The following is a 23,746-nucleotide window of genomic DNA, read 5'->3' on the forward strand; positions in this document are numbered from 1 at the left end:
TTTCGTGGTTAAAGGGAGGTGCCGGAACGGCCCGTCAGACCGCGTTTAGCCCTAAAAAATCCACAATCTGGGGGAAGTAGTGCTCGAAACCGACGAAGGCGTGGTTTCCACCCGACTCCACCGTTTGCCGACACGCGGTGTAATACGCCACTGCCTGGCCGTAATCGAGAATTTCATCGCCCGTTTGCTGCAGCAGCCAGATTAAATCCGGCGACTCCAAAGGATCGATCTGCATCACTTTCAGATCGTAAACGTGCCGAGACTCTAACACATATTGCTGGCCGGTGTAGGGGTTCTCGTTGGCGCCGAGGTAGTCGACCAGCAGCTCAAACGGCTTGACCGCCGGGTTGACCACCACCGCCGGCAGGGAAAAACACTGCGACAGCCAGGTGGCGTAATAGCCGCCCAGCGATGAGCCGACCAGCCCGAGCGTTTGCCCGGCGCGTTCCAGCACCAGATTTTCCAGCATCTCGGCGGCCTCCGCCGGAAAGGCCGGCAGCTGCGGCACCAACATCTCGATATCGGGATGGTGTTCGGCCAGCCAGGCCTTGAAGGCCACCGCCTTGGCAGACTGCGGCGAGCTGTTGAAACCGTGCAGGTAGAGCAGTGTCGAAGGCATCAGTATCCATCCGAGTCCATATCGGGGCGGAAGTCGTCGTTTTCCAGGCGGAACACCTGCGTCTCGACGCGACCGTCCGGCAGCAGATCGAGGTAGCGCCAGCCGGGGGAAACGTCGTCGATGGTGAAGTTCGTGCAGTGCGGCTTGAATTGCACGCAGGTAGACGGCGTCGCCAACAGGCGCCGCCCCTGCCATTCCAGATCCAGATCCTGGTGAATGTGCCCGCACACCACGGTATTCACTTTCGGATAACGCAGCAGGATCGCGCCCAGCATATGCGGGTTGCGCAGGCTGTGCTGATCGAGCCAGGTACAGCCGGAAGGCAGCGGATGATGGTGCAACAGCAACAGCGTATAGCGCTCGGGGTGAGCCTGCAGGCAGCGCTCCATCCACTCCAGCTGATATTCGCTCAATTCGCCGTGCGGCACGCCGAACACCTGGCTGTCCAGCATCAGCACTTGCCAGTTATCGCCCAGCAGCACCTGTTTGGAAGGCGCGATGCCCGCGGCGGCCAATGCGTCGACCATCGCCGGTTGAAAATCGTGGTTGCCCGGCAGCCACACGCAGGGGGCCGGCAGTTGCGCGATGCCGGCGGCGAAGTGGCGGTACGCCTCTTGCGAATGATCCTGCGCCAAATCTCCCGTGGCGACGATCAAATCGACGTCGCGGCGCTGCGCCTGGATGGCGTCCAGCACCGCGTGATAGCTGCGATAGGTATTGATGCCGAGCAACGTCTCGTGTTCGCCGGCAAAAAGGTGGGTATCTGTTATTTGTAGAATCCTGACCGCGGCCCCACTCGCCACGGGCAGTTTAAACAGGCTTTCCAAATGGTGTCCTTTGTTATTTCAGTCTGTCTAACAAACCGGAACCGCCATCGCTCCATGCGCCAAACAGTAGCGCAGCCAATCAGCAAGAAACTGGTTAATTTGATGCTTTTCGTCGCGTTGATGCAACTTTTTATTAGGATAATCATAACGCGCTTTAAAGCGGTAGATCTGCTGACTGGAACACACTTCCGCAACCATGGCGTCATGGTATAACCGCACCGTCATCGCGGGCAGGCTCCAGTAGCTGACCGCCGGAAAGATCTGCTCGATCTCCACCAGCGACGTGTAACGCGTGGACTCAACGATGGTCAAACGATAGCCGGCGCCGTTCACCTGATAAGTCACCGTTTCGCCCGCTTCATCGTTGCGCGGCAGCAAGCGGCGCAATTGCGCGAAGTTGGTTTCGCACAATCTCATCATTTCGGGGAAATCAGGGGTATAGCGCTGTTTCATTAGTTGGCCCACTCTTTTCTCAACGATTCATGGTGCAACGCCAGCCATTGCAATGCAATCACTGATGCGGCGTTATCGATCGCGCCTTCCTCAACCCAGCGGTAAGCCTGTTCGCGGCTGACCACATGAACGCGGATATCTTCATGTTCTTCCGCCAGGCCGTGGATGCCCTCGGCGGTGCCGGCGTCCACTTCTCCGACCATGATCGACAAACGTTCGCTGGTGCCGCCGGGGCTGGCCAGATAGCTCAGCACCGGTTTGCAACGCCCGACCACCACGCCGGCCTCTTCCTGCGCTTCGCGGCGGCACACGTCCTCGACGCTTTCACCGGTTTCGATCATACCCGCCACCATTTCCAGCAGCCAGGGCGAATTACTGGTATCGACCGCGGCGATGCGCAGTTGTTCAATCAGCACAACCTCGTCGCGCACCGGATCGTAGGGCAGCAGCACCGCCGCATGGCCGCGTTCGAAAATTTCACGCGTGATTTCAGGGCTCATTTCGCCATTGAACAACCGATGGCGAAACCGGTATAAATTGAGTGAAAAAAAACCACGGTACAGCGTCTCGCGTGCAATAATTTCTACATCTTTTTTATCGAAAGTAACGGGCGACGGCTGCGAACGGTTCATGCACGAATTCTCCTGCTTGAGTATGCCGATAAAATAAACGGTTTTGATGACAGAAACAGCGGGACTCTCCGCCGCGACTTTATGTTAGGCTGTTTTTCGCCGCCGGATGCGGCACGTTTGTGCGCTCGCAGGTAATAGCGGGAAACAATCCGGATTGTCAGCCATAATATCAGCTGCAGTCGGCCCGGGCAGTACGCCAAGGTAAATGGGCGGTCTGAAAGGTAAAAGTTACGTGAGATGGCACATTCAGCCACCTGATGCGTACCTCAGACTCTGCTAGAATCGGCAACTATTTCGTCTATCGTCAGCGCTAACATAGCAATATTGCTGCACAACAAGGAATGCAAATGAAGAAACTGCTCCCCCTTCTTATCGGACTGAGCCTGGGCGGCTTCAGTGCAATGAGCCAGGCAGAGAACCTGCTGCAGGTCTACAAACAGGCTAGGGAAAGTAACCCGGATCTGCGCAAAAGTGCAGCTGACCGCGACGCCGCATTCGAAAAGATCAATGAAGCGCGCAGCCCGTTGCTGCCGCAGCTCGGCCTGACCGCCGGTTACAACTACACCAGCGGATATCGAGACAGCCGCGATACCCATAGCGATAGCACAAGCGGCTCGCTGGCGCTGACGCAAACCATCTTCGACATGTCGAAATGGCGCCAGCTGACGCTGCAGGAAAAGACCGCCGGCATCTCCGACGTCACCTTCCAGACCGCTGAGCAACAGCTTATTCTCAACACGGCGACCGCTTACTTCAACGTGCTGAAAGCGATCGATACGCTGTCCTATACCCAGGCGCAGAAAGACGCGGTGTATCGCACGCTGGATCAAACCACCCAGCGCTTCAACGTGGGCCTGGTGGCGATCACCGACGTACAGAACGCCCGCTCGAACTACGACACCGTGCTGGCGGCGGAAGTCTCCGCCCGCAACGATCTGGACAACGCGCTGGAAACGCTGCGTCAGGTCACCGGCACCTTCTACCCCGAACTGGCCTCGCTGAACACCGATCGCTTCAGCACCCAGCGCCCGGAAGCGGTGAACAACCTGCTGAAAGAAGCGGAAGCGCGCAACCTGAGCCTGCTGTCTGCCCGCCTGAGCCAGGATCTGGCGCGCGAACAGATCCGCGCCGCGCAGACCGGCTATATGCCGACAGTGGACTTCAGCGCCTCAACGGCGATCTCCAACAATAATTACGGCGGCTCACGCAACACCACGCGCGACGCAGACCTCGGTGAAAACAAAGTGGGTCTGAGCTTCAACCTGCCGCTGTACAGCGGCGGCGCGACCAATTCGCAGGTGAAACAAGCGCAGTACGGCTTCGTCGGCGCCAGCGAGCAGTTGGAAAGCTCCCACCGCAGCGTGGTGCAGACCGTGCGTTCGTCGTTCAACAACGTTAACGCCTCGATCAGCAGCATCAACGCCTACAAACAGGCGGTGATCTCCGCGCAAAGCTCCCTGGACGCGATGGAAGCCGGTTATCAGGTCGGTACCCGCACCATCGTCGACGTGCTGGACGCCACCACCACGCTGTATAACGCCAAACGTCAGCTGTCCGACGCGCGTTATACCTATCTGATCAACCAACTGAACATCAAGTCGGCGCTCGGCACGCTGAACCAGAACGATCTGCTGCTGTTGAACGGCGCGTTGGGCAAACCGGTATCGACCGCGCCTGACGCCGTCGCACCGCAGAATCGCGCGCAGGACGCCTATGCAGACGGCTATCAGGACAATGCGCCGATGCAACAGACCGCGGCGCCGGTACCGGCGGCCACTCGCGCATCCGCGCCGGCCGTTACCACCAGCCAACCGGCTCGCAACAGCGGCAACCCATTCCGCAACTGATGCGCGCACGCGGATAAACACGGGGTTCGGCCTGCGCCGCGCCCCGTTTTTTTTGCCTCGATTTCACCACTTCTGCCCGCCGCCTCACAGCCGCCGCCGCGTCAGGTGGTATCATCGTCACTCTCGTTTTCGCAGTATGGATGAGGTTCGATGGACAACGATTCACGCTGGCAGCGTCTGATTAACGACGGCGAATTGCCGCCGCCGCTGCGCCCGGCACAGGCGGTTTACGCCTCCTGGCTGCGCTGCCGCAGCCTGATGCAGCCCGATGTCTGGCAAGCGCCGCACCGCGCGCAGGGCGCCACCTTCGAATCGATTTGCCGCCGCAAGAACGATCTGCTGACGCTCGGCCAGGCGGCGCTGGAAGACGCCTGCGAATACATGGAGCCGCGTCGCTGTCTGTTGATGATCCTCGACGAGAGCGGCTGCATGCTGTGGCGCTGCGGCGACGCCCAAACCTGGGAGCATCTGCAGCAATTGGGGTTCGCCCCCGGCGCTTATTGGGCCGAGGGGCAGATCGGCACCAACGCCCCGGCGCTGGCGGCGGCGGAAGGCCACCCGGTACGAGTGAGCGGTGAAGAGCACGTGCGCCGGGCGCTGCACGGTTGGTCATTCTGCGCGACGCCGGTCTACGACAACAGCGGCCGCCAGCGCGGCTCGATCGCACTGGGCTGCCTGCTGGCCGACTGCGCCGCCGGCGATCTGTCGCTGACGCTGGCCATCGCCCGCGAAATAGGCAATTCGCTGAACGCCGACGGCCTGCTGGCGGAATCCAACCGCCATCTGAACCAGCTTTACGGCCTGCTGGACGGCGTGGACGACGGCGTTATGGCCTGGGATCATCGCGGCTACCTGCAATACATCAACCAGCGCGCCGCCGCCCTGCTAAAGCTGGACGAGCAGCAGAGCCAGGGCAAACCGCTGGCGCAGTTGCTGACGCTGCCCGCTCTGCTCAAGCGCGCCATCGCCGACCGGCAGCCGCTGCAACACGTCGAAGTCACCTTCGAAAGCCAGCGGCAGTTTATTGCCGCCTTGCTGACGCTAAAGCCGATTTTCGACGGCGAACGCTGCAGTTTCATCGCCCTGCTGCACCCGCTCGAGCGGCTGCGCCAGTATGTCAGCAGCCAGTTGGGGCGCGTCAGCCACAGCTTCGAGCAAATGCCCTCCGCCTCGTTGGAGATGCGGCGGCTGATCCGTTATGGCCAGCAGGCGGCCAAAGGCCAGCATCCGATCCTGCTGCGCGGGGAGGAAGGCGTCGGCAAAGAGCTACTCAGCCAGGCCATCCACAACGCCGGTGAACGCGCCGCCGGGCCGTATATCGCCCTCAACTGTCAACTGCTGCCGCAGGCGCAGGGGCTGCGTGAGCTGCTGGGCAGCGACGCCAGCGAAGAAGAGGCGGGCCAGCTCAGCAAATTCGAATTGGCCAACGGCGGCACGCTGTACCTCGAACAGATCGAATACCTGCCGGCGGAGATGCAATCGGCGCTGCTGCAGGTGCTGAAAACCGGCGTGGTGATCCGCCTCAATTCCAGCCGGGTGATCCCGGTCGATGTGCGGGTGATCGCCGGCAGCGCCGCCGATCTGCCGCTGCTGGTGCAGCAAAACCGCTTCCGCCGCCAGCTGTTTTACAGCCTGCAGGCATTCGAGATCCAGATCCCGCCGCTGCGCCAGCGGCTGAGCGATATTCCGCTGCTGGTCAAACACCACCTGCGCACGCTGGAGCAGCATTTTCAGTGCCGCTTTCGGGTGGATGACGAAGTGATGGCCCAGCTGGCGCTCTACCTGTGGCCGGGCAACGACTTGGAGCTGAAAGGAGTGGTGGAGCGCGCGGCGATGATTTGCCACGGCCACCACATCCAGCTGGCGGATCTGCCGGCGCACCTGCTCGGCCAGCCGTCGCTGCTGGAAAGCGATCCGCAGCCCGGCGCGCCGCTGTTGACGCTGACGGACATGGAGCGCCAGGCGATCCTGCGCGCGGCGACCGTCAGCCGCGGCCAGCTGACGGAGATGGCGCAGCTGCTGGGCATCGGCCGCACCACGCTGTGGCGGAAGATCAAACAGCACGGGATCGACATCCGCCAGTTCAAGCTGCGCGCTTAGTGGCTGAGCTGCAACACCCCGCGCGCGGCATCCAGCATCGCCTTCTGCCCGCTGCGGGTTTTACTCAGGCAATCCTGCATGCCGACCACCATCGGAATGCCCATCGCCTTCGCCAGAATGGCGCTGTGCGACAGGGCATTGCCGCCACTCAGACAGATGCCGAGCACCAGCCGCCTGTCGAGCATCACCACCTCCGAAGGCATCAGTTCGTCCATCACCAATATTGACGGTTCTGTCAGCGCAATAACCGGCAGCGGCAGCCCCTGCAGATGGCACAGCGTGCGGCGCAGCATGTCGCGCACGTCCAGTTCGCGCGCCCGCATGTAGTCGTCATCCAGCTCGCGGTACTCTTCGGCGATCGCCTCCAGCACCTGTCGCCAGGCCTGCTCGGCGCTGCACAGCTGTTGCGCGATGCGGGTGTAAGCCGCCTGCTGCAGATCCGGATCGTCCAGCAGCATGCTGTGGGCGCCGAAGATCGCCGCCTGCGGCTTGCCGATCAGCGTGCCGGTGCGTTCCGCCAGCCGGTTCAGATCGCTCAGCGTATGCTGTAGCGCCTCCCGCAGGCGTTGCTGTTCACCCAATACCTCGTCCGCGCCGATGCGCCGATCGGACGTGGGTGGCCAGAAGCTGTAAGCCTGGAACACCGGTCCGCTGGTGACGCTTTCCGCCACCGGGATACCGTGCAGCGAAGGCTGCTGCCGCTCGGAGACCGTCTCGCCAAAATGCTGCTCCGCCAACGCTTTGAACGCCGCAAGCGCCTCGTCCGCCTGCGCGCCGTCGGCGATCAAACGGATGGTGTCGCCGTGACGCACCTGCAGCAGCGCCAGCTGATTGAGGCTGCGCGGATCGACGCACTGCCCCTGCTTCTCCAGCACCAGCTCGGCCTTGAACGGCGCCAGCGTCTCGACCAGCCGCGCCGCCGGACGCGCATGCAACCCGTGCGGGTTCTGTACCGTCCAGGTTGCGCTTTTGCCCTGCGCCAGCGGCAAGGCCACGTTTTTCGCCGTAGGTGAAGCCTCGCCCAGCTGTGCCTGTTTGGCCTGCAGCGCCCCCTGCGCCTCCGCTACCACCTGCTCCAGTGAGGCGCCGGAGTTGGCGGCAACCACCGCCGCCAGCGTGCCTTCAACCAGCGGCGCCGCACACAGCCGCACTTTGGCGGCCAGATCCGGGTCCAGCAGATCGAGCGCGGTTTCGGCACTGAGCAGCGCGCTGCCCAGATCCATCAGCACCAGAACGCCATCGCCGTCGGCGACCGCTTCGATCGCCTCCATCACTTTGACCGCGTCGGTGCCGATCGGGTGCTGCTCGTCATCCACGCCCGCCGCCAGCGCCAGTTTGCAGCCGTCGCCGCGCATCATCTGCCGCGCCAACTGCTCAACGCCGCGCGCCAGCAACGCGCTGTGCGAAACCACCACGATATTAATCATCTCGCCTCCTGCTAACTGCCGGCAACCTCGGCCAGCGTTTTCATCATCAACATCACCGAAGTGGCGCCGGGATCCTGGTGGCCGATGCTGCGCTCGCCCAGGTAACTGGCCCGCCCCTTGCGCGCCTGCATGGTGATGGTGCTCTCCACCGCCCGCTCGGCGCTGTCGGCGGCGCGCTGCAGCGCCTCCGCCACGCTCAGGTTCTGCTGCGCGGACTGGCCGAGGCTTTCCACCACCGGCCACCAGACGTCGCACATGGTCTTGTCGCCCGGCTCCGCTTTGCCGCGCATCACCACGCCTTCCACCCCTTCTTGCATCACCTGATGCAGTTCCGTCAGATCCAGGCTTTGCTTGGCGTTCGCCGCCTGCGCCGCGCGGATGAAGAAGGTGCCGAACAGCGGACCGCTGGCGCCCCCCACGCTCGACAGCAGCGTCATACCGGTGTTTTTCAGGATAAAGCCGATATCCTTGTCCGCCACCGACGGCAGCTTTTCCACCACCTTGTTGAAACCGCGATTCATGTTCAAACCGTGGTCGGCATCACCGATCTCGGTGTCCAACTGGGTCAGAAAATCGCGCTCCCGGCTGAACACCTCGCCGCAACGCATCAGCCAATCGACAACCTGTTGTTTGGTCAACGCCATGATTCCTCCTCAGCAACCCCAACGCAGCGCAGGCGTTTTCACCGGCGCATCCCACAAGGACAACAGCTCGTCGTCCACGTTCAACAACGTGATGGATACCCCCTGCATATCCAGCGAGGTGCAATAAGAACCCACCAGGTTGCGTTCAATGATGATGCCCGCCTCGGCGCAGCGCTCCGCCAGCCGATGGTACACGCCATACAACTCAGACAATGGCGTGGCGCCCAGATTGTTGACCAGCGCGATCACCCGATCGCCGCGCGTCAGCGGCTGCTTGGTCTGCATCTCGTCGCGCCACTCGCCCTGCTGACGATCCCAGACGCGGATCGCGCGCTGATAGTGGCCGTGGTCGATCAACGTATGGAACATGTCGTCCACCGCCGCGTTGAGCGTGGTGAACGGGCGGCGCGCAATGCCTGGCTCGCCGTGAATGCCGACGCCGAACTCCATTTCGTTCTCCGCCAGGGTGAACGACGGCTTGCCGGCGGCCGGCACGGTACAGGCGCCCAGCGCAATGCCGATTGAATGCCCGTGGTTGTTGATGCGATGCCCCAGCGTCACCACGCTGTCCAGATCGTCGCCGCGCGCCGCGGCGGCGCCCAACAGTTTCTCCATCAGCACGGTGTTGGCCACCCCGCGCCGCCCGGCGGTAAACAGGCTGTCTTTGACCGCCACGTCGTCATCCACCAGCACCGTCGCCACCGCGACGCCGCTGTCGTGCAGCAGCTCGGTGGCGGTTTCGAAGTTGAGCACGTCGCCGGTGTAGTTCTTGATCAGCAGCAGCACCCCGGCGCCGCCGTCGATCGCCTGACCGCACTCGTACATTTTATCCGGCGTCGGCGAGGTGAAAATCTCGCCCGGACAGGCGCCGTCGAGCATCCCTTCACCGACGAAGCCGCAGTGCATCGGCTCATGGCCGCTGCCGCCGCCGGACAGGATCGCCACTTTGCCCGCCACCGGCGCGTCGGCGCGGGTCACGAACACCGGATCCGCGTGCACCAGCAGCTCGGGATGAGCCTCCGCCAGCCCCTGCAACTGCTCTTCCAACACCGACTCGACCTGATTAATCAGTTTTTTCACGATGGTTTCCTCTGTAAGAACAGGGGCGCGGCGCACCGCGCCCCAACGGTATCAATGACGCTGCAACCAGGCGGCGCCCAGCCTATCCGCCGTCAGGATCGCCGCCTGCACGCCCGCAGGGGTGACCTTGAACGGCATGTTGTGAATGGTTTCACCCGCGGCGCAGCTGGCCTCGGCCACCGCCATCATCTTCGCCGTCGCATCGCCGGTGACGCCCATCTGCGCCAGCGTGATCGGCAAGCCGATGTCATGACAAAACGCCAGCACGGTTTCAATCTGCGCCATCGGGCTGTTCTGCAGCACCAGTTGCGCCAGGGTGCCGAACGCCACTTTCTCGCCGTGATACAGGTGGTGACACTCCTCCAGCACGGTGAAACCGTTGTGAATGGCATGCGCCGCCGCCAGCCCGCTGCTCTCGAAGCCGATGCCGCTCAGATACGTATTGGCCTCAATGATGCGTTCCACCGCTTCCGTCACCACGCCGGCCTCGACCGCCAGTTTGGCTTTTACCCCTTCGGCCAGCAGGGTGTCGTAGCACAGCCGCGCCAGACTGAGCGCCGCCAGCGTCGATTTGCCGCCGGCCATGCTGGTGGCCTGCGCGTCGAAGCAGGCCTGCGCTTCGAAATAGGTGGAGAGCGCGTCGCCCATGCCGGCTACCAGCAGGCGCACCGGCGCTTTGGCGATGATGGCGCTGTCCATCACTACCATGTCCGGGTTGCGCGGGTAGATCAGGTATTCAGCGAATTCGCCCTGTTCGGTGTAGATAACCGACAGCGCGCTGGTCGGCGCATCGGTGGAGGCGATGGTGGGAATGAGCACCACCGGCAGCCGTTGGTAGTGGGCGACGGCCTTGGCGGTGTCGAGCGTCTTGCCGCCGCCGACGCCGATCACCCCGCGGCAGCCGTGGGTCTGCAGCTCGCGGCCAAGGCGGTCTATCTCTTTACGGCAGCACTCGCCGTTGAAGCGGGCCGCATGATGTTTCACGCCGTGCTGCTGCAGGCTGCCCATCAGGGTGTCGCCCGCCAGCTGCATCACAAAGTCGTCGGCGATCACGAAATAATGGTCGGCGAGGGATTTGGCGTATTCGCCGACGGCGGACAGCGCATTGGCGCCCTGAATGTATTTGCCTGGTGACTGGATGATTCTCAACATAACCGGATCCTTGTAGGGAGTTGGCGATGGTAACGTTCAGATATCAGGTGATGACGCGCCGGCTTCGCCGCCGGCTTGTTGTTGTGCTTCGACTATGAGCGCCTGCCGCCCGCCTGGCGAGCCACGCGATTTTTGTTCCATTATGGAACATCATCATAGCGACAACGTTTCATGATGAAACGCTAACGCGCGTTTTTTCGCCGCGAAAGCGAACTGGCGCACACCCCAACGTATAACTGCGTAAAGAGTGGATTCTGCGGGCGTTTCAGCTTTAATTTTGACCATGTTTCCCCTATCCTTAGCGCCACTACTGGGAAAGGGCGAAAACAGCCCGCATGATGGGATTGATAACGATGAAACGGACAAAAAACATCAACCAAGAGACGTTCCGCAAATCCTGGCGCAGCTACCGTGTCGCGCCCGTGGCTTTGGCGATCAGCGCCGTCTTTATGCTGGCCGGCTGCGAGAAGAGCGATGAAACGGTCTCCCTGTATCAGAATGCCGATGACTGTTCGCGCGCCAATCCTTCGATGAGCGAGCAGTGCACCACCTCCTACAACAATGCCCTGAAAGAAGCGGCGAAAACCGCGCCGAAATACGCCACTCGCGAAGACTGCGTCGCCGAGTTCGGCGAAGCGCAGTGTACCCAGGCTCCGGCACAGGCCGGCATGGCGGCGGAATCACAAAGCAGCGGCAGCTTCTGGATGCCGCTGATGGCGGGTTACATGATGGGCCGCCTGATGGGCGGTTCCGGCTTCGCGCAGCAGCCGCTGTTCACCTCCAAGAATGCCGCCAGCCCGGCGAACGGCAAGTTTGTCGACGCCAGCGGCAAGAGCTACGGCCCGGCCACCGCCGGCGGCCGCACCATGACGGTGCCGAAAACCGCCATGGCGCCGAAGCCTGCGGTCACCAATACCGTTACCCGCGGCGGTTTCGGCGAGACCGTGGCCAAGCAGACCAGCATGCAGCGCAGCAGCGCCACCTCCAACTCCGGCTCTCGCAGCATGGGCGGTTGATGCATGAAACGTATTGCTATTACCGAGCGCCCGGACTGGCGTGAAAAAGCGACCGAGTTCGGTTTTCGTTTCCACACCATGTACGGCGAGCCGTACTGGTGTGAAGACGCCTATTACCAGTTCACGCTGGCGCAGATTGAAGAGATCGAAAGCGCCACCGCCGAGCTGCATCAGATGTGCCTGCAGGTGGTGGAGAAAGTGGTCGGCAGCGACGAGCTGATGGCCAAGTTCTGCATCCCGAAACACACCTGGGAGTTCGTGCGCAGCTCCTGGCGCACCAACCAGCCGTCGCTGTATTCGCGTCTCGATCTGGCCTACGACGGCGTCAACCCGCCGAAGCTGCTGGAGAACAACGCCGATACGCCGACCTCGCTGTATGAAGCGGCCTTCTTCCAGTGGCTGTGGCTGGAAGATCAGATCAATGCCGGCAAGCTGGATCCGCAATCGGATCAGTACAACAGCCTGCAGGAGAAGCTGATCGAGCGTTTCGCCGAGCTGAAAGCGCATCACGGCTTCGGCCTGCTGCACCTGGCGTGCTGCCAGGACAGCGAAGAAGATCGCGGCACGGTGCAATATCTGCAGGACTGCGCGCAGGAAGCCGGTCTGCCGACCGAGTTCCTGTTCATGGAAGAGATTGGCCTTGGCGAGAAAGGTCAATTCACCGATCTGCAGGATCAGGTGATCGGTAACCTGTTCAAGCTCTATCCGTGGGAATTCATGCTGCGCGAGATGTTCTCCACCAAGCTGGAAGACGCCGGCGTGCGTTGGCTGGAGCCGGCCTGGAAAAGCATCATCTCCAACAAGGCGCTGCTGCCGCTGCTGTGGGAAATGTTCCCGAACCACCCTAACCTGCTGCCGGCTTATTTCGCGCAAGACGATCATCCGCCGATGGATCATTACGTCACCAAACCGCTGTTCTCGCGCGAAGGCGCCAATATCCAGATCGTCGAAAACGGTCAGGAAGTGGCGCGCGTCGATGGGCCGTACGGCGAAGAAGGCATGATCGTGCAGCAGTTCCATCCGCTGCCGAAGTTCGAAGACAGCTACACGCTGATCGGCAGCTGGCTGGTGAACGATCAACCTTGCGGCATCGGCCTGCGCGAAGATCGCGAACTGATCACGCAGGATCTGTCGCGCTTCTATCCGCACACCATCCTCGGCTGATCGCCCCGCTGAAGGTAAAAACGCCAGTCGCTGACTGGCGTTTTTTCTTTAGCCCACCTGCACCGACAGCATGCTAAGCGCCCCCATTTCGATACCGTCGATCGGCACGCTGATGGCCTCTTTTCCATCCCAGCCGCCGAGCACATACAGCAACGGCAGATAGTGTTCCGGCGTCGGATTCGACAGCGCCGCCCCCTCATGGCGCATGAAATCCACCAGCGGATGGTTATCGCCCCGATAACGCAGGTTATCCCGGACAAAGTTATTGAATGATTCCGCCCATGGGTAGGCGCTGGTATCGCCCTGCCATTTCACCATGCGCAGGTTGTGCACCACGTTGCCGCTGGCGACGATCATCACGCCCTCGTCCCGCAGCGCGGCGAGTTTGCGGCCCAGCTCATAGTGATAGGCCGCCGGCTGCGTGCCGTCGACGCTGAGCTGCACCACCGGAATGTCAGCATCGGGATACATCTTGATCAGGACACCCCAGGTGCCGTGATCTAATCCCCACTCGCCGAGATCCGCCGTTACCGGCACCGGCGCCAGAATGTGCTGCAGCTGCGCGGCCAGCGCGGGAGAGCCCGGCGCCGGATAGCGGGTATCAAACAGCGCCTGCGGGAACCCGCCAAAGTCGTGAATGGTTTTGGGTTTTTCCATCGCGGTGACCGCTGTGCCGCGGGTATACCAATGCGCGGAAACCGCCACGATCGCCTTCGGGCGCGGCAATGACTCACCCAACGCACGCCATGCCCGGGTGTAACGGTTGTCTTCCAGCACGTTCATCGGGCTACCGTGGCCAAGAAACAGTGCCGGCATACGAGAGGTGTTCATAGAGGGATCCTTAGTTCAAATTGTGCTATGCCGCTACATTACGCGCTTTGCCGCAGCAACACAGCCGGATAACCGTGATGAAGATATTCAATAAATTTGAATTAAAAGTAGAGAAATACGCCGATCCGCAGAAAGATAAAAAAATCATATATTTCAATAAATTAATAATATCAGTGAATAGCATGACATTACTGCCACACAGATCCAATTTGTGAACAATTTATGTATTTTTTGTTAACAAGATCTATACACTCCTCCTCTGCCGACGGGAGCAGGCAACGCCGTCGCGCGATGGGAATTACGTCTCACCAAGGAGGAATTCATGTTCAGACTCACACTGGCAACCCGCCTGGCGCTTTCCATGTTCTTACTCGCCGGCTGGACGGCAACCACCGGCGCGGCGGACAACGCGCAGCTGACGCAGCGCGAAGATCCTTACTTCATTCAGGCGCAAACTCAGCTGCAACAGCGGCTGAAGCAAACGCCAAACACCAACCGCGCCAAAAACGTCATTCTGGTGGTCGGTGACGGCATGGGGTTTTCCACCGTGACCGCCGCCCGCATTTTTGAAGGGCAGCAGCGCGGCGTGGATGGCGAATCCAACGTGCTGGCCTGGGAGGCCTTCCCCTATCTGGCGGCGGCCAAAACCTACTCCGCCGACGCCCAAATCACCGACTCTGCGCCCAGCGCGGTAGCGATGACCACCGGCGTCAAAACCATCAACGATCTGATGGGCCTCAACCATACGGCTACCCTCAACAACTGCGAGGATCAGCAAACCAAGGCCGTCACCACGCTGTGGGAGATGGCCGCAACGCTCGGCCTGTCCACCGGCGCCGTGACGACCGCCACCATTACCCACGCCACGCCGGGCGCCACCTATGCCCATATCGCCAATCGCGACTGGGAGTCTGACGCCAAAATGCCGGCGGATGCTCTGGCCGCAGGCTGCCGCGACATCGCGCGCCAGCTGGTGGAAATGAAGTACGGCAACGGCCTGAACGTGGCGATGGGCGGCGGGCGCGCCAACTTTCTGCCCGACAGCGTGAGCGATCCGGAATATCCCGGCAAGAAAGGCGCCAGAAAGGACGGCCGCGACCTGACGCAGGTCTGGATGCAACGCTACGGCGAGCGTGGGCAATACGTCTGGAATCAGGCGCAGTTCGACAAAATCGATCCGACCAAAGTCGACCACCTGTTGGCCCTGTTCGAACCGTCGCACATGAACTTCGAGCACGATCGGCGGCAAGACGCGGCGGGAGAACCCTCACTGGCGGAAATGACCGGCAAGGCCATCGATATTCTGGCCAGGAATCCCGAAGGTTACCTGCTGTTGGTCGAGGGTGGACGCATCGATCACGGCAGCCATAACGGCAACGCCTACCGCACGTTGAGCGACGCGGTCGCCCTGAACGAAGCGGTGAAAACCATCATCGATAAGGTCAATCTGGACGACACGCTGGTGATCGTGACCGGCGATCACAGCCACACGCTGACCATCGCCGGCTATGCCAAGCGCGGCAATCCTATCCTCGGCATTTCCGTCGGCGTCGACGGCAAACCGCGGCTGGGCAGCGACGGCAAGCCCTACACCACCGTCGGCTTCGCCAACGGCCCCGGCGGCATAATCCCGCTGACCGAGCGCCCGGCATTAACCATGGAACAGGCCACCGCACCTGACTTTATTCAGCCGGCGCTGGTGCCGCTGAACAGCGAGACGCACGGCGGGGAAGATCTCGGCATCTACGCCATCGGCCCCTGGGCGCACCTGTTCCAGGGCACGGTGGAGGAGAACTACACCTTCCATGTGATGAATTACGCCAGCCGCATCGGCGAACGCCTGTCAAAACACTAGCCACAAAAAAAGCCGCTTTACGCGGCTTTTTTATCGTTGAAAGCGGCCGGCGATCAGCTGGCTTTTTTCTCGTGCGCCTGGCGGTAGGCCACCAGATCTTCGATGGTCAGCACCACCATGTCGTGCTGTTTGGCGAAGGTAATCACTTCCGGCGCATGCGCCATGCTGCCATCGTCGTTGGTCAGTTCACACAGCACGCCGGCTGGTTTGAAACCGGCCATGGAAACCAGATCGATGGTCGCTTCGGTGTGGCCGCGGCGGCTCAGCACGCCGCCCGGCTGCGCGCGCAGCGGGAACACGTGGCCCGGACGGTTCAGGTCGCTCGGCTTGGCGCTGTCTGCCACCGCCGCACGGATGGTGGTCAGGCGATCGGAAGCGGAAACCCCGGTGGTCACGCCCTGCGCCGCTTCGATGGTCACGGTGAAGGCGGTCTGGAACTGGCTGGAGTTGTTGGTCACCATCATCGGCAGCTCAAGCTGCTGACGGCGTTCTTCGGTGATGCACAGGCACACGATGCCGCTGCCGTGGCGAATGGTCAGCGCCATCTGCTCAACGGTCATGGTTTCCGCGGCGAAGATCATGTCACCTTCGTTTTCACGGTTTTCATCATCGAGCACCATTACGCCGCGCCCGTTGCGCAGTGCGTCGATCGCGCGTTCAACGCGTTCTGTTGGCGTGCCGAAGTCTGAAAGTAGCGTCTGATTCATGGTAAAAAACCTCATTAAAAATTATGGATTACCAGAACCAGGGCGATCTTGAGGAGTAGCTAGCAATAGCTAAAAAAATAACGCAAGCGGGCGCATGCCCGGCAGATACCGTTACTCTCTCCCATCCGGACTATAACCGTCGGCCCCGGAATTACACCGGATCTGCTGACCTCTAACCGGCCTTTACAGGCTGGCTGAGCGCTCGCGGGCTTTCACCGTAGAAGGTGATTTACCGCCGGTGGGGACTTTCACCCCGCCCTGAGAATAAGCAAGATGACTATAACGCTAATGGGTAGACAGGGCAATTGGCAAAAGCACAATTCGGCCACGTACGGCGAATGCGCTTAATGGTTTATCCGGCGGGCAACTCGCATTACACTAAGCGGCAGCTATTAAACTCTGAAAGGGATACGCCATGATTGACCCGAAAAAAATCGAACAAATCGCACGCCAGGTTCATGAGTCCATGCCTAAAGGCGTTCGTGAATTCGGGGAAGACGTTGAGAAAAAAATCCGTCAGGTGCTGCAGTCGCAGCTGACCCGTCTGGATTTGGTTAACCGCGAAGAGTTCGACGTGCAGACTCAGGTGCTGTTGCGCACCCGCGAGAAGCTGGCGCTGTTGGAGCAGCGCATGGCCGAGCTGGAAAGCAAGCTGAGCGCGGCGCCGGCCGCCAAGCAGGAAGACGAATAATTCCCGCCAAGGGCGCGCACCGCGCGCCCTTGTTCTTTAGATTGCCCGGCGTTAGCCGCGCCCGTCTTTGATCGCTTTGATGATGTTGGTGGTCGACAGGCCGTCTTCAAAGTTCAGCACTTTGACATCGCCGCCGTTGGCCCACACTTCCGCACTGCCGGCAATCTCTTCCGGCTTGTAATCGCCGCCTTTCACCAGCAGATCCGGCAAGATGTCGGCGATCAAGCGCTGCGGCGTGTCCTCCTCGAACGGCACCACCCAATCCACCGCTTCCAGCGCGCCCAGCACGATCATGCGGTTCTCCAGCGCGTTGACCGGGCGTTTCTCCCCTTTCAGACGCTTGGTCGAGGCGTCGCTGTTCACCGCCACGATCAGGCGATCGCCCAGCTTGCGGGCGTTGGCCAGATAGGAGACGTGGCCGGCATGCAGAATGTCGAAGATGCCGTTGGTCATCACCACTTTCTCGCCGCGCTGACGCGCCTGCGCCACGGCGTTTTTCAACTGCGCTTCGGTCATCACGCCAAAGCCGGTTTCGGCGCGGCCGCGCACCGCGTTTTCCAGCTCGATCGGCGACACGGTAGACGTACCGAGCTTGCCCACCACCACGCCGGCGGCGGCGTTAGCAAGGAAGCAGGACTCTTCCAGCGAATTGCCGGCGGCCAGCGAGGCGGCCAATACGCCGATCACGGTGTCGCCGGCGCCGGTCACATCGAACACTTCCTGCGCCTGGGTCGGCAAGTGCAGCGGCTCAACGCCCGGCTGCAGCAGCGTCATGCCGTGTTCGGAGCGGGTAACCAGCAGCGCCGACAGCTCGAAATCCGCCACCAGCTTCATGCCGCGCTCCACCAGTTCCGCTTCATCCTTACAGTGGCCCACCACCGCTTCGAACTCGGACAGGTTCGGCGTCAGCAGCGTCGCGCCGCGATAGCGCTCGAAATCGGATCCTTTCGGATCGATCAGCACCGGCACCTTGGCGGCGCGCGCCAGTTGGATCATGCCCTGCACCTGGCTGAGCGCGCCCTTGGCGTAATCGGACAGCACCAGCGCGCCGATCTGCGGCAGCGCCTGCTGAATGCGCTCCAGCATCGGCTGCGGATCAACGTTGGAGAAGCCTTCTTCGAAGTCGAGACGGATCAGTTGCTGGTTGCGCGACAGTACGCGCAGCTTGGTAATGGTCGGATGGGTCGGCACCGAGACGAAGTCGCAGCGCACGTTGACTTCATTCAGCTTGGCGCTCAGCGCCCGCGCCGCATCGTCGATGCCGGTCAGGCCCACCAGACGGGAAGTGGCGCCCAGCGAAGCGATGTTCATCGCCACGTTAGCCGCGCCGCCGGGACGCTCTTCGATGGTATCGACCTTGACCACCGGCACCGGGGCTTCCGGTGAAATGCGGCTGGTCGGCCCATACCAATAGCGATCCAACATGACGTCACCGACCACCAGCACACCGGCGCGGCGAAAATCAGGCAGCGTAACTTTCATCCGATAACTCCAAAAAAGAACAAAATTTTAGTGGCGCAGATATTACCACAGACCGCCGGAATACCCGCAAAAAGGTATTAATCCAGCCATTTGGCCCAGCTGGCGCGCACCTGCTCGCGCTCGGCGGCAAACAGCTCGCTGCCGACCTTGCCGGAATGTTCCTGCAGCGCCAGATGGTGGATCTCGTCGCGCATGGTGACATAGGCCTGGGTCAGCGCGCGCGCCTCTTCATCCGGCATGATGTCGTAATTGGCCATCAGCTCAAAGATGCGCACGTTGTCCGACCAACGCGTCAAGCGCGGTTCACCCGGCGCATAGCGTAAGACCAGATATTGGGCAATAAATTCGATGTCGGTAATGCCGCCCTCATCGGCCTTGATATCAAACAGATCGCGCTGCTTGTTGCCGAGATGGTTGCGCATCTTTTCGCGCATCTCGCGCACTTCGCGCTTCAGGGTCTGCGCATCGCGCGTTTTGCACAGGATCTCGCGCCGGATCGCGTCGAACTGCTGATGCAGCGCCGGGTCGCCGTGCACGATGCGCGCACGCACCAGGGCCTGATGCTCCCAGGTCCAGGCTTCGTTTTGCTGGTAGTCGGCGAACGCCTCAACGGTGCTGACCAGCATCCCCGCAGCGCCGGAAGGCCGCAGGCGCGCGTCCACCTCATACAGAATGCCCGAGGACGTGCGGGTGCTGAACAGATGCATCACCCGCTGCGCCAGCCGCAGGTAGAACTGGCGGCCGTCGATGCAGCGATCGCCATCGGTCATCACCTCCGGCGGGCAATCCAGCAGGAACACCAGATCGAGATCGGAACTGTAACCCAGCTCCCAGCCGCCCAGCTTGCCGTAGCCGATCACCGCAAAGCCGCGCCCTTCGCGCTCCTGCAGATGGGTCGGTTGGCCGTAGCGCGCCACCATATCGCTCCAGGCCTGCTGCACCACCGCGTCGATGATCGCCTCCGCCAGATAAGTCAGGTGATCGCTCACTTTCATCACCGGCAGCGCGCCGGCGATATCCGCAGCCGCGATGCGCAGCTGTTGCGCCTGTTTGAACTGGCGCAGCGCCTCCAGCTTTTGCTCTTCATCGTCTTCCGGCACCCGCAGCAGATACTGCCGCAGCTCGCTGCGGTAGGCGTCCAGCGCCACCGGCTGATACAGCGTGGCCGGATCCAGCAGCTCATCCAGCAGCAGCGGGTAACGCGACAGCTGGTTGGCGACCATCGGCGACGCGGCGCACAGGCGGATCAGATGGCTGAGCGCCGCATGGTACTCCACCAGCAGCTCGAGGTAGGTAGTGCGGGTGACAATGCTGAGGAGCAGCTGCGCCAGCCGCACCAGCGCGGTCGGGGCGTCCTGGCGCGGGCATACCTCCGCCAGCAGGCGCGGCATCAGCTGATCGAGCACGTCGCGGCCGCGCGGGCCGATGGTGCGCTTGTCGACGTCGTGGCGGAAATCGGCGATGGTGCGCAGCATCTGTCGGCGCCCCTCTTCGTCGAGGTGCGGCGTCAGCGGTGCCAGCTCGTTCTCCTCCAGCGCGTCCTGCCACAGGCTGTGGTAGTGCTGGTAGTCGGGATCTTCACCGACATCCGGGCTATCGTCGCCGATCAGGTCGTCGAACACCGCGCGCACCGCCTGCATATGCACCTCCAGCGCCGCCATCAGCGCCGGCCAATCCGCCAACCCCATGCCGTAGGCCAACCGCGCCTGATCGAGCGCCTCCTGCGGCAGCGTCTGGGTTTGCTGATCGCCGATCGCCTGCAGCAGGTTCTCCAGCCGCCGCAGGAACAGGTAGGCGGCGCTCAGCGCCCGCACCTGCTCACTTTCCAGCAGCCCCAGCTCACCCACCGCCTGCAGCGTCGGCAACAGCGAACGCCCCTGCAACGCCGGTTCACGGCCGCCGCGGATCAGCTGGAATACCTGAGTGATGAATTCGATTTCGCGAATGCCGCCGGCGCCCAGCTTGATGTTGTCCTTCAGACCGCGCCGCCGCACTTCGCGGGCGATCATGCCCTTCATGTTGCGCAAAGATTGGATGACGCTGAAATCGATGTAGCGGCGGAACACGAACGGGCGCAGCGTTTTGCGCAGCTCCTGGCTGTAGGCGTCTTCCGCCCCGCCCATCAGGCGCGCCTTTACCATCGCATAGCGCTCCCAGTCGCGCCCCTGTTCCTGGTAGTAATCCTCCAGCGCCGCAAAGCTCATCACCAACGGGCCGCTGTCGCCGAACGGCCGCAGCCGCATGTCGACGCGATAGACGAAGCCATCGATGGTCTGTTGATCCAACGCCTTGATCAGCCGCTGGCCGAGGCGGGTGAAGAACTGGGCGTTATCCAGCTCGCGCCGCCCGCCCTGGGTTTGACCATTTTCCGGGTAAGCGAAGATCAGATCGATGTCCGACGAGAAGTTCAGTTCGCCGCCGCCCAGCTTACCCATGCCGAGGACCAGCAGCGGCTGCGGTTCGCCGGCGGCGTTGCACGGCGTGCCCCATTCGCGGCAGCAGGTTTGGTACAGCCAGTCGCGCGCGCTGACGATCAGCGTCTCCGCCAGCCCGCTCAGCTGCAGCAACGTTTCTTCGGTCGAACACAGCCCCTGCGCCTGCGCCCAGGCGATGCGCACCAGCGTTTCGCGGCGAAACAGACGCAGCGTACGCATCAGCTGCGCCTCATCGCGCACCTCTTCCAGCTCGTCCTGGAGCCAGGCGGCATAGTGTTGCCACTCGCCGGGCGCCGGCGGCTGTTCGCGCAGCGTCGCCAGCCAGGCCGGCTGGGCGAGCAGCGCGTCGCTGACGAAATCGCTCGACGCCAGCACCCACTGTTCCTGCTCGCTAAAGGCGCAGTCCACGCCGTGAACTTCCTGAAAACGCTGCACAATCTGCTGTGCCTGAGCCTGTAACGCGACTGAAAGTGGCGACATAGTGTATGACCCGTTCTGCGGCCCGCGGCTGACGGGCCGGCTTGATTAACGAAGCGCGCCGTTTAACCAGAATGGCGCATGCGATAAGGCCTGTTTGCGGCTGGCTTCATACCAGCCCTGACGGCGCTCGCTCAGCGCCGCCTGCAGCTCGCGCCAGGCGTCGATATAAGGCCCGGTCTGCTCGTCGGGATAAGCGCCCGACAGCAGGACCAGCGCCGAAATCTGACGCGTCAGGCGCGGCAATTGTTCCTGATATTCATCTTCGTTCAGCGTACGGCTGAAGGCCTCTTTCAGCTCCGCGCCGCTGCGCCCCAGCATGATGTCGCTGAAGCGTTTGAAAGAACCGTCCAGCTTGGCCTGCGCTTTGGCGTCGATAAACGGCCGCCAGGCGCCGCGCACCAGCCATGATGTGAGCGCCAACTTACATTGCAGGTAGACCGCGCTGTAACACAGGGTCTCCGGTTGCGCGGTTTTGTCCGCCAACAGCGGTTCGAGCTCGGTCAGGCGGGCGCGCAGATCGGCACTGGCCTTGCGCGGCACCAGGCCGCCGAAGATCACCAGCGCCTGGCGGATCGTGCCAACCGCCTCAATCACCGAAGCGCGCGCCTGCGCGTCGCCGCGCAGCCACAGCTCTTCATGGTACTGCCAGTGGTTGAGCGCCAGCTCGAAGGCGGCGATCATCCCCTGCTCCACGGTCGCCTTCGCCGCCGGCTTCAGCACCCGCAGCGGGCGCACCTCACGCGGCGGATTGCCCTGCGCCAGGTGGTAACCGCGCGCCGCCTTGCTCAGGCTGCCCTGACGCAGCCCGTCGTGCGCCGCCAGCTCACCGGCCAACGCCAGCAGATCGGCGGTATTGCCTTTCAGCAGCTCCAGTTCTATCTCGCTCAGGGCTTCGCTGAGGCCACCAGCACGCACTTCTCCCTGATCCAGGCCAATCTCTATCTCGCTTTGGCCGTAAGTAACCACCCACTTCTCACGCACGAAATCCGTACGGAACAGCGGTTGTAACGCCTGCTGCAGCGCCGCGATATCGCAATCCTGCGGCCAGATGTCGGCAGGAAACTGCGCCAACGCCAGCTGCGGCTCGGCGATAGCGACATTGTATTCCGGGCGCTGGTGCAGGCCGCCCACCACTTTACCGGCGGTTTTGATGGTCATCTCATAGCGATCGTCGAAACCGCGAATGCGCAGCCCCATGTCGTGACTGCGCAGGAAGTTGTCGGCCGTTTCGAAGTAAATGTTGGTCAGCTTTTGCGGCGCGGAATGCTGATGCGGCCAGGCGGCGAGCCAGTGTGGCAGAGCGGCCACCGCTTGCGGCGCGGCGATGAATTTCAGTTCAATTTCAACGGTCATAATTCTTTAACACCAATAAGTTACGCATTCGCGTCGGTTTCAGCGCGGCGCGCTCGGCCCGCCGTATGCTGCCCACTGACGCCCAGTTGCCGTTATCTTACCGCGATTCCCGGCGCCTTAACCCTGCTAACTGTAGAAAAAACCTGTTACGTTATAAAACGCTGCGCAACTCACAGAATCAGCCACAGTAAGATAGTTCTCATTCCGGTTTTGGCGTTGCGTCGTCAGACTGAACCCTCTACTATCGTTCCATAAATTCACCCAGAAACGATGAACTAATGCAGAAATTACGCCTGATTTTCCTTGCCGCGCTGAGCTTCAGCATCACTTGGGCCGCACATGCCGAAGATAAACGCTATATCTCCGATGAGTTAAGCACTTACGTCCATAGCGGTCCAGGTAATCAGTACCGTATTGTCGGCACTCTGAACGCCGGTGAAGAAGTGACCCTGCTGAGCGTCAACGACAGCACCAACTACGGCCAGATCCGCGATCCGAAAGGCCGCACCACCTGGATCCCGCTCGACCAACTCAGCCAGACGCCAAGCCTGCGCACCCGCGTGCCGGAGCTGGAACAGCAGGTGAAAACCCTGACCGACAAGCTCGCCAACATCGACAACACCTGGAACCAGCGCACGGCGGAAATGCAGGAAAAAGTCGCAGGCAGCGACAGCACCATCAGCAGCCTGCAGAAGGAAAACCAGGATCTGAAAAACCAGCTGGTGGTCGCGCAGAAGAAGGTCAACGCCGTTAACCTGCAGCTCGACGACAAGCAGCGCACCATTATCCTGCAATGGTTCATGTACGGCGGCGGCGTCGCCGGCGTCGGTTTGCTGCTGGGCCTGCTGTTGCCGCACCTGATCCCGCGTCGCAAGAACAACAATCGCTGGATGAACTGATCTCAGTATCGTTCAGTTTGAGTTTGGGCGCCTGCGGGCGCCTTTTTCATTG

The 23,746-nt window shown here is 61.7% G+C and carries 20 protein-coding genes and 1 riboswitch; of the genes, 7 read left to right on the forward strand and 13 right to left on the reverse strand.

The annotated features are described in order from the left end of the window. Nucleotides 1-34 precede the first annotated feature (34 nt). From yqiA to nudF, 4 genes are read right to left on the reverse strand one after another with little or no spacing between them, the layout of a single operon-like run. A complete protein-coding gene (yqiA, locus tag ACOWVD_RS14620; RefSeq protein ID WP_015379081.1) occupies nucleotides 35-619 on the reverse strand; it encodes an esterase YqiA in 585 nt (194 codons plus the stop codon). Then, a complete protein-coding gene (cpdA, locus tag ACOWVD_RS14625) occupies nucleotides 619-1,446 on the reverse strand; it encodes a 3',5'-cyclic-AMP phosphodiesterase (RefSeq protein WP_004937250.1) in 828 nt (275 codons plus the stop codon). The genes yqiA and cpdA overlap by 1 nt, the downstream gene beginning before the upstream one ends. Before the next feature lie 27 nt (nucleotides 1,447-1,473). Further along, complete coding sequence (locus ACOWVD_RS14630) at nucleotides 1,474-1,899, reverse strand: DUF1249 family protein (protein WP_004937244.1); 426 nt, start codon at nucleotides 1,897-1,899, stop codon at nucleotides 1,474-1,476. Further along, nucleotides 1,899-2,531 carry an ADP-ribose diphosphatase gene (gene nudF, locus ACOWVD_RS14635; protein ID WP_004937242.1) on the reverse strand — a complete coding sequence of 211 codons (633 nt, stop codon included), beginning with the start codon at nucleotides 2,529-2,531 and terminating at the stop codon, nucleotides 1,899-1,901. The genes ACOWVD_RS14630 and nudF overlap by 1 nt, the downstream gene beginning before the upstream one ends. A gap of 347 nt (nucleotides 2,532-2,878) precedes the next feature. Between nudF and hasF the strand changes: the two genes are divergently transcribed. Both hasF and dhaR read left to right on the forward strand, forming a co-directional pair. Next, a complete protein-coding gene (gene hasF / locus ACOWVD_RS14640; RefSeq protein ID WP_049241513.1) occupies nucleotides 2,879-4,378 on the forward strand; it encodes a multidrug efflux transporter outer membrane subunit HasF in 1,500 nt (499 codons plus the stop codon). A 150-nt stretch (nucleotides 4,379-4,528) separates the two neighbouring features. Next, on the forward strand, nucleotides 4,529-6,478 hold the full coding sequence (gene dhaR / locus ACOWVD_RS14645; RefSeq protein ID WP_049241511.1) for a dihydroxyacetone kinase operon transcriptional regulator DhaR: 1,950 nt from the start codon (nucleotides 4,529-4,531) through the stop codon (nucleotides 6,476-6,478). Here dhaR and dhaM read toward each other — a convergent pair. From dhaM to ACOWVD_RS14665, 4 genes are read right to left on the reverse strand one after another with little or no spacing between them, the layout of a single operon-like run. Beyond that, complete coding sequence (gene dhaM / locus ACOWVD_RS14650) at nucleotides 6,475-7,905, reverse strand: dihydroxyacetone kinase phosphoryl donor subunit DhaM (protein ID WP_273890149.1); 1,431 nt, start codon at nucleotides 7,903-7,905, stop codon at nucleotides 6,475-6,477. The genes dhaR and dhaM overlap by 4 nt on opposite strands. Nucleotides 7,906-7,916: 11 nt before the next feature. Continuing rightward, the gene (dhaL, locus tag ACOWVD_RS14655) at nucleotides 7,917-8,549 is read right to left on the reverse strand and encodes a dihydroxyacetone kinase subunit DhaL (protein ID WP_015379085.1); all 633 of its coding nucleotides are present in this window, start codon (nucleotides 8,547-8,549) and stop codon (nucleotides 7,917-7,919) included. A 9-nt stretch (nucleotides 8,550-8,558) separates the two neighbouring features. Continuing rightward, nucleotides 8,559-9,629 (reverse strand): dihydroxyacetone kinase subunit DhaK, encoded by a 1,071-nt coding sequence (gene dhaK / locus ACOWVD_RS14660; protein WP_015379086.1) that lies wholly within the window; start codon nucleotides 9,627-9,629, stop codon nucleotides 8,559-8,561. A gap of 51 nt (nucleotides 9,630-9,680) precedes the next feature. Continuing rightward, the gene (locus ACOWVD_RS14665) at nucleotides 9,681-10,781 is read right to left on the reverse strand and encodes a glycerol dehydrogenase (RefSeq protein ID WP_004937227.1); all 1,101 of its coding nucleotides are present in this window, start codon (nucleotides 10,779-10,781) and stop codon (nucleotides 9,681-9,683) included. Nucleotides 10,782-11,134: 353 nt separating this feature from the next. Between ACOWVD_RS14665 and ACOWVD_RS14670 the strand changes: the two genes are divergently transcribed. Further along, entirely contained in the window at nucleotides 11,135-11,797 is a 663-nt protein-coding gene (locus ACOWVD_RS14670) for a DUF1190 family protein (protein ID WP_015379087.1), read from the forward strand. 3 nt (nucleotides 11,798-11,800) lie between these two features. Beyond that, complete coding sequence (locus tag ACOWVD_RS14675; protein WP_021505070.1) at nucleotides 11,801-12,961, forward strand: glutathionylspermidine synthase family protein; 1,161 nt, start codon at nucleotides 11,801-11,803, stop codon at nucleotides 12,959-12,961. 48 nt (nucleotides 12,962-13,009) lie between these two features. Here the strand turns inward: ACOWVD_RS14675 and ygiD are convergent, their stop codons facing one another. Continuing rightward, nucleotides 13,010-13,792 carry a 4,5-DOPA dioxygenase extradiol gene (ygiD, locus tag ACOWVD_RS14680; protein ID WP_049241506.1) on the reverse strand — a complete coding sequence of 261 codons (783 nt, stop codon included), beginning with the start codon at nucleotides 13,790-13,792 and terminating at the stop codon, nucleotides 13,010-13,012. A 322-nt stretch (nucleotides 13,793-14,114) separates the two neighbouring features. On the opposite strand from ygiD, the gene ACOWVD_RS14685 reads away from it, so the two are divergent. After that, nucleotides 14,115-15,647: an alkaline phosphatase gene (locus ACOWVD_RS14685; RefSeq protein WP_049241505.1), complete on the forward strand. Its 1,533-nt coding sequence runs from the start codon at nucleotides 14,115-14,117 to the stop codon at nucleotides 15,645-15,647. Nucleotides 15,648-15,700: 53 nt separating this feature from the next. Here the strand turns inward: ACOWVD_RS14685 and ribB are convergent, their stop codons facing one another. After that, nucleotides 15,701-16,354, reverse strand: coding sequence for a 3,4-dihydroxy-2-butanone-4-phosphate synthase (gene ribB, locus ACOWVD_RS14690; RefSeq protein WP_004937218.1), 654 nt, complete (start codon nucleotides 16,352-16,354; stop codon nucleotides 15,701-15,703). Nucleotides 16,355-16,463: 109 nt separating this feature from the next. Further along, nucleotides 16,464-16,624: riboswitch (FMN riboswitch) on the reverse strand. Between the two features lie 145 nt (nucleotides 16,625-16,769). On the opposite strand from ribB, the gene ubiK reads away from it, so the two are divergent. After that, complete coding sequence (gene ubiK, locus ACOWVD_RS14695; protein WP_004937216.1) at nucleotides 16,770-17,045, forward strand: ubiquinone biosynthesis accessory factor UbiK; 276 nt, start codon at nucleotides 16,770-16,772, stop codon at nucleotides 17,043-17,045. Nucleotides 17,046-17,096: 51 nt separating this feature from the next. On the opposite strand, the gene hldE is transcribed toward ubiK, so the two are convergent. The 3 genes from hldE to ACOWVD_RS14710 form a co-directional block, all read right to left on the reverse strand. Further along, nucleotides 17,097-18,527, reverse strand: coding sequence for a bifunctional D-glycero-beta-D-manno-heptose-7-phosphate kinase/D-glycero-beta-D-manno-heptose 1-phosphate adenylyltransferase HldE (hldE, locus tag ACOWVD_RS14700; RefSeq protein WP_004937214.1), 1,431 nt, complete (start codon nucleotides 18,525-18,527; stop codon nucleotides 17,097-17,099). A 77-nt stretch (nucleotides 18,528-18,604) separates the two neighbouring features. Continuing rightward, complete coding sequence (gene glnE / locus ACOWVD_RS14705; RefSeq protein ID WP_273890143.1) at nucleotides 18,605-21,442, reverse strand: bifunctional [glutamate--ammonia ligase]-adenylyl-L-tyrosine phosphorylase/[glutamate--ammonia-ligase] adenylyltransferase; 2,838 nt, start codon at nucleotides 21,440-21,442, stop codon at nucleotides 18,605-18,607. A gap of 45 nt (nucleotides 21,443-21,487) precedes the next feature. After that, nucleotides 21,488-22,795 (reverse strand): inorganic triphosphatase, encoded by a 1,308-nt coding sequence (locus tag ACOWVD_RS14710; RefSeq protein WP_015379092.1) that lies wholly within the window; start codon nucleotides 22,793-22,795, stop codon nucleotides 21,488-21,490. 278 nt (nucleotides 22,796-23,073) lie between these two features. Here ACOWVD_RS14710 and ACOWVD_RS14715 point away from each other — a divergent pair, with 278 nt between their 5' ends. Beyond that, nucleotides 23,074-23,694: a TIGR04211 family SH3 domain-containing protein gene (locus ACOWVD_RS14715; RefSeq protein ID WP_004937209.1), complete on the forward strand. Its 621-nt coding sequence runs from the start codon at nucleotides 23,074-23,076 to the stop codon at nucleotides 23,692-23,694. The last annotated feature ends 52 nt before the right edge of the window (nucleotides 23,695-23,746 follow it).

The sequence above is a fragment of the Serratia sp. SA088 genome (assembly GCF_049065515.1).
Taxonomy (GTDB): Bacteria; Pseudomonadota; Gammaproteobacteria; order Enterobacterales; family Enterobacteriaceae; genus Serratia; species Serratia nematodiphila.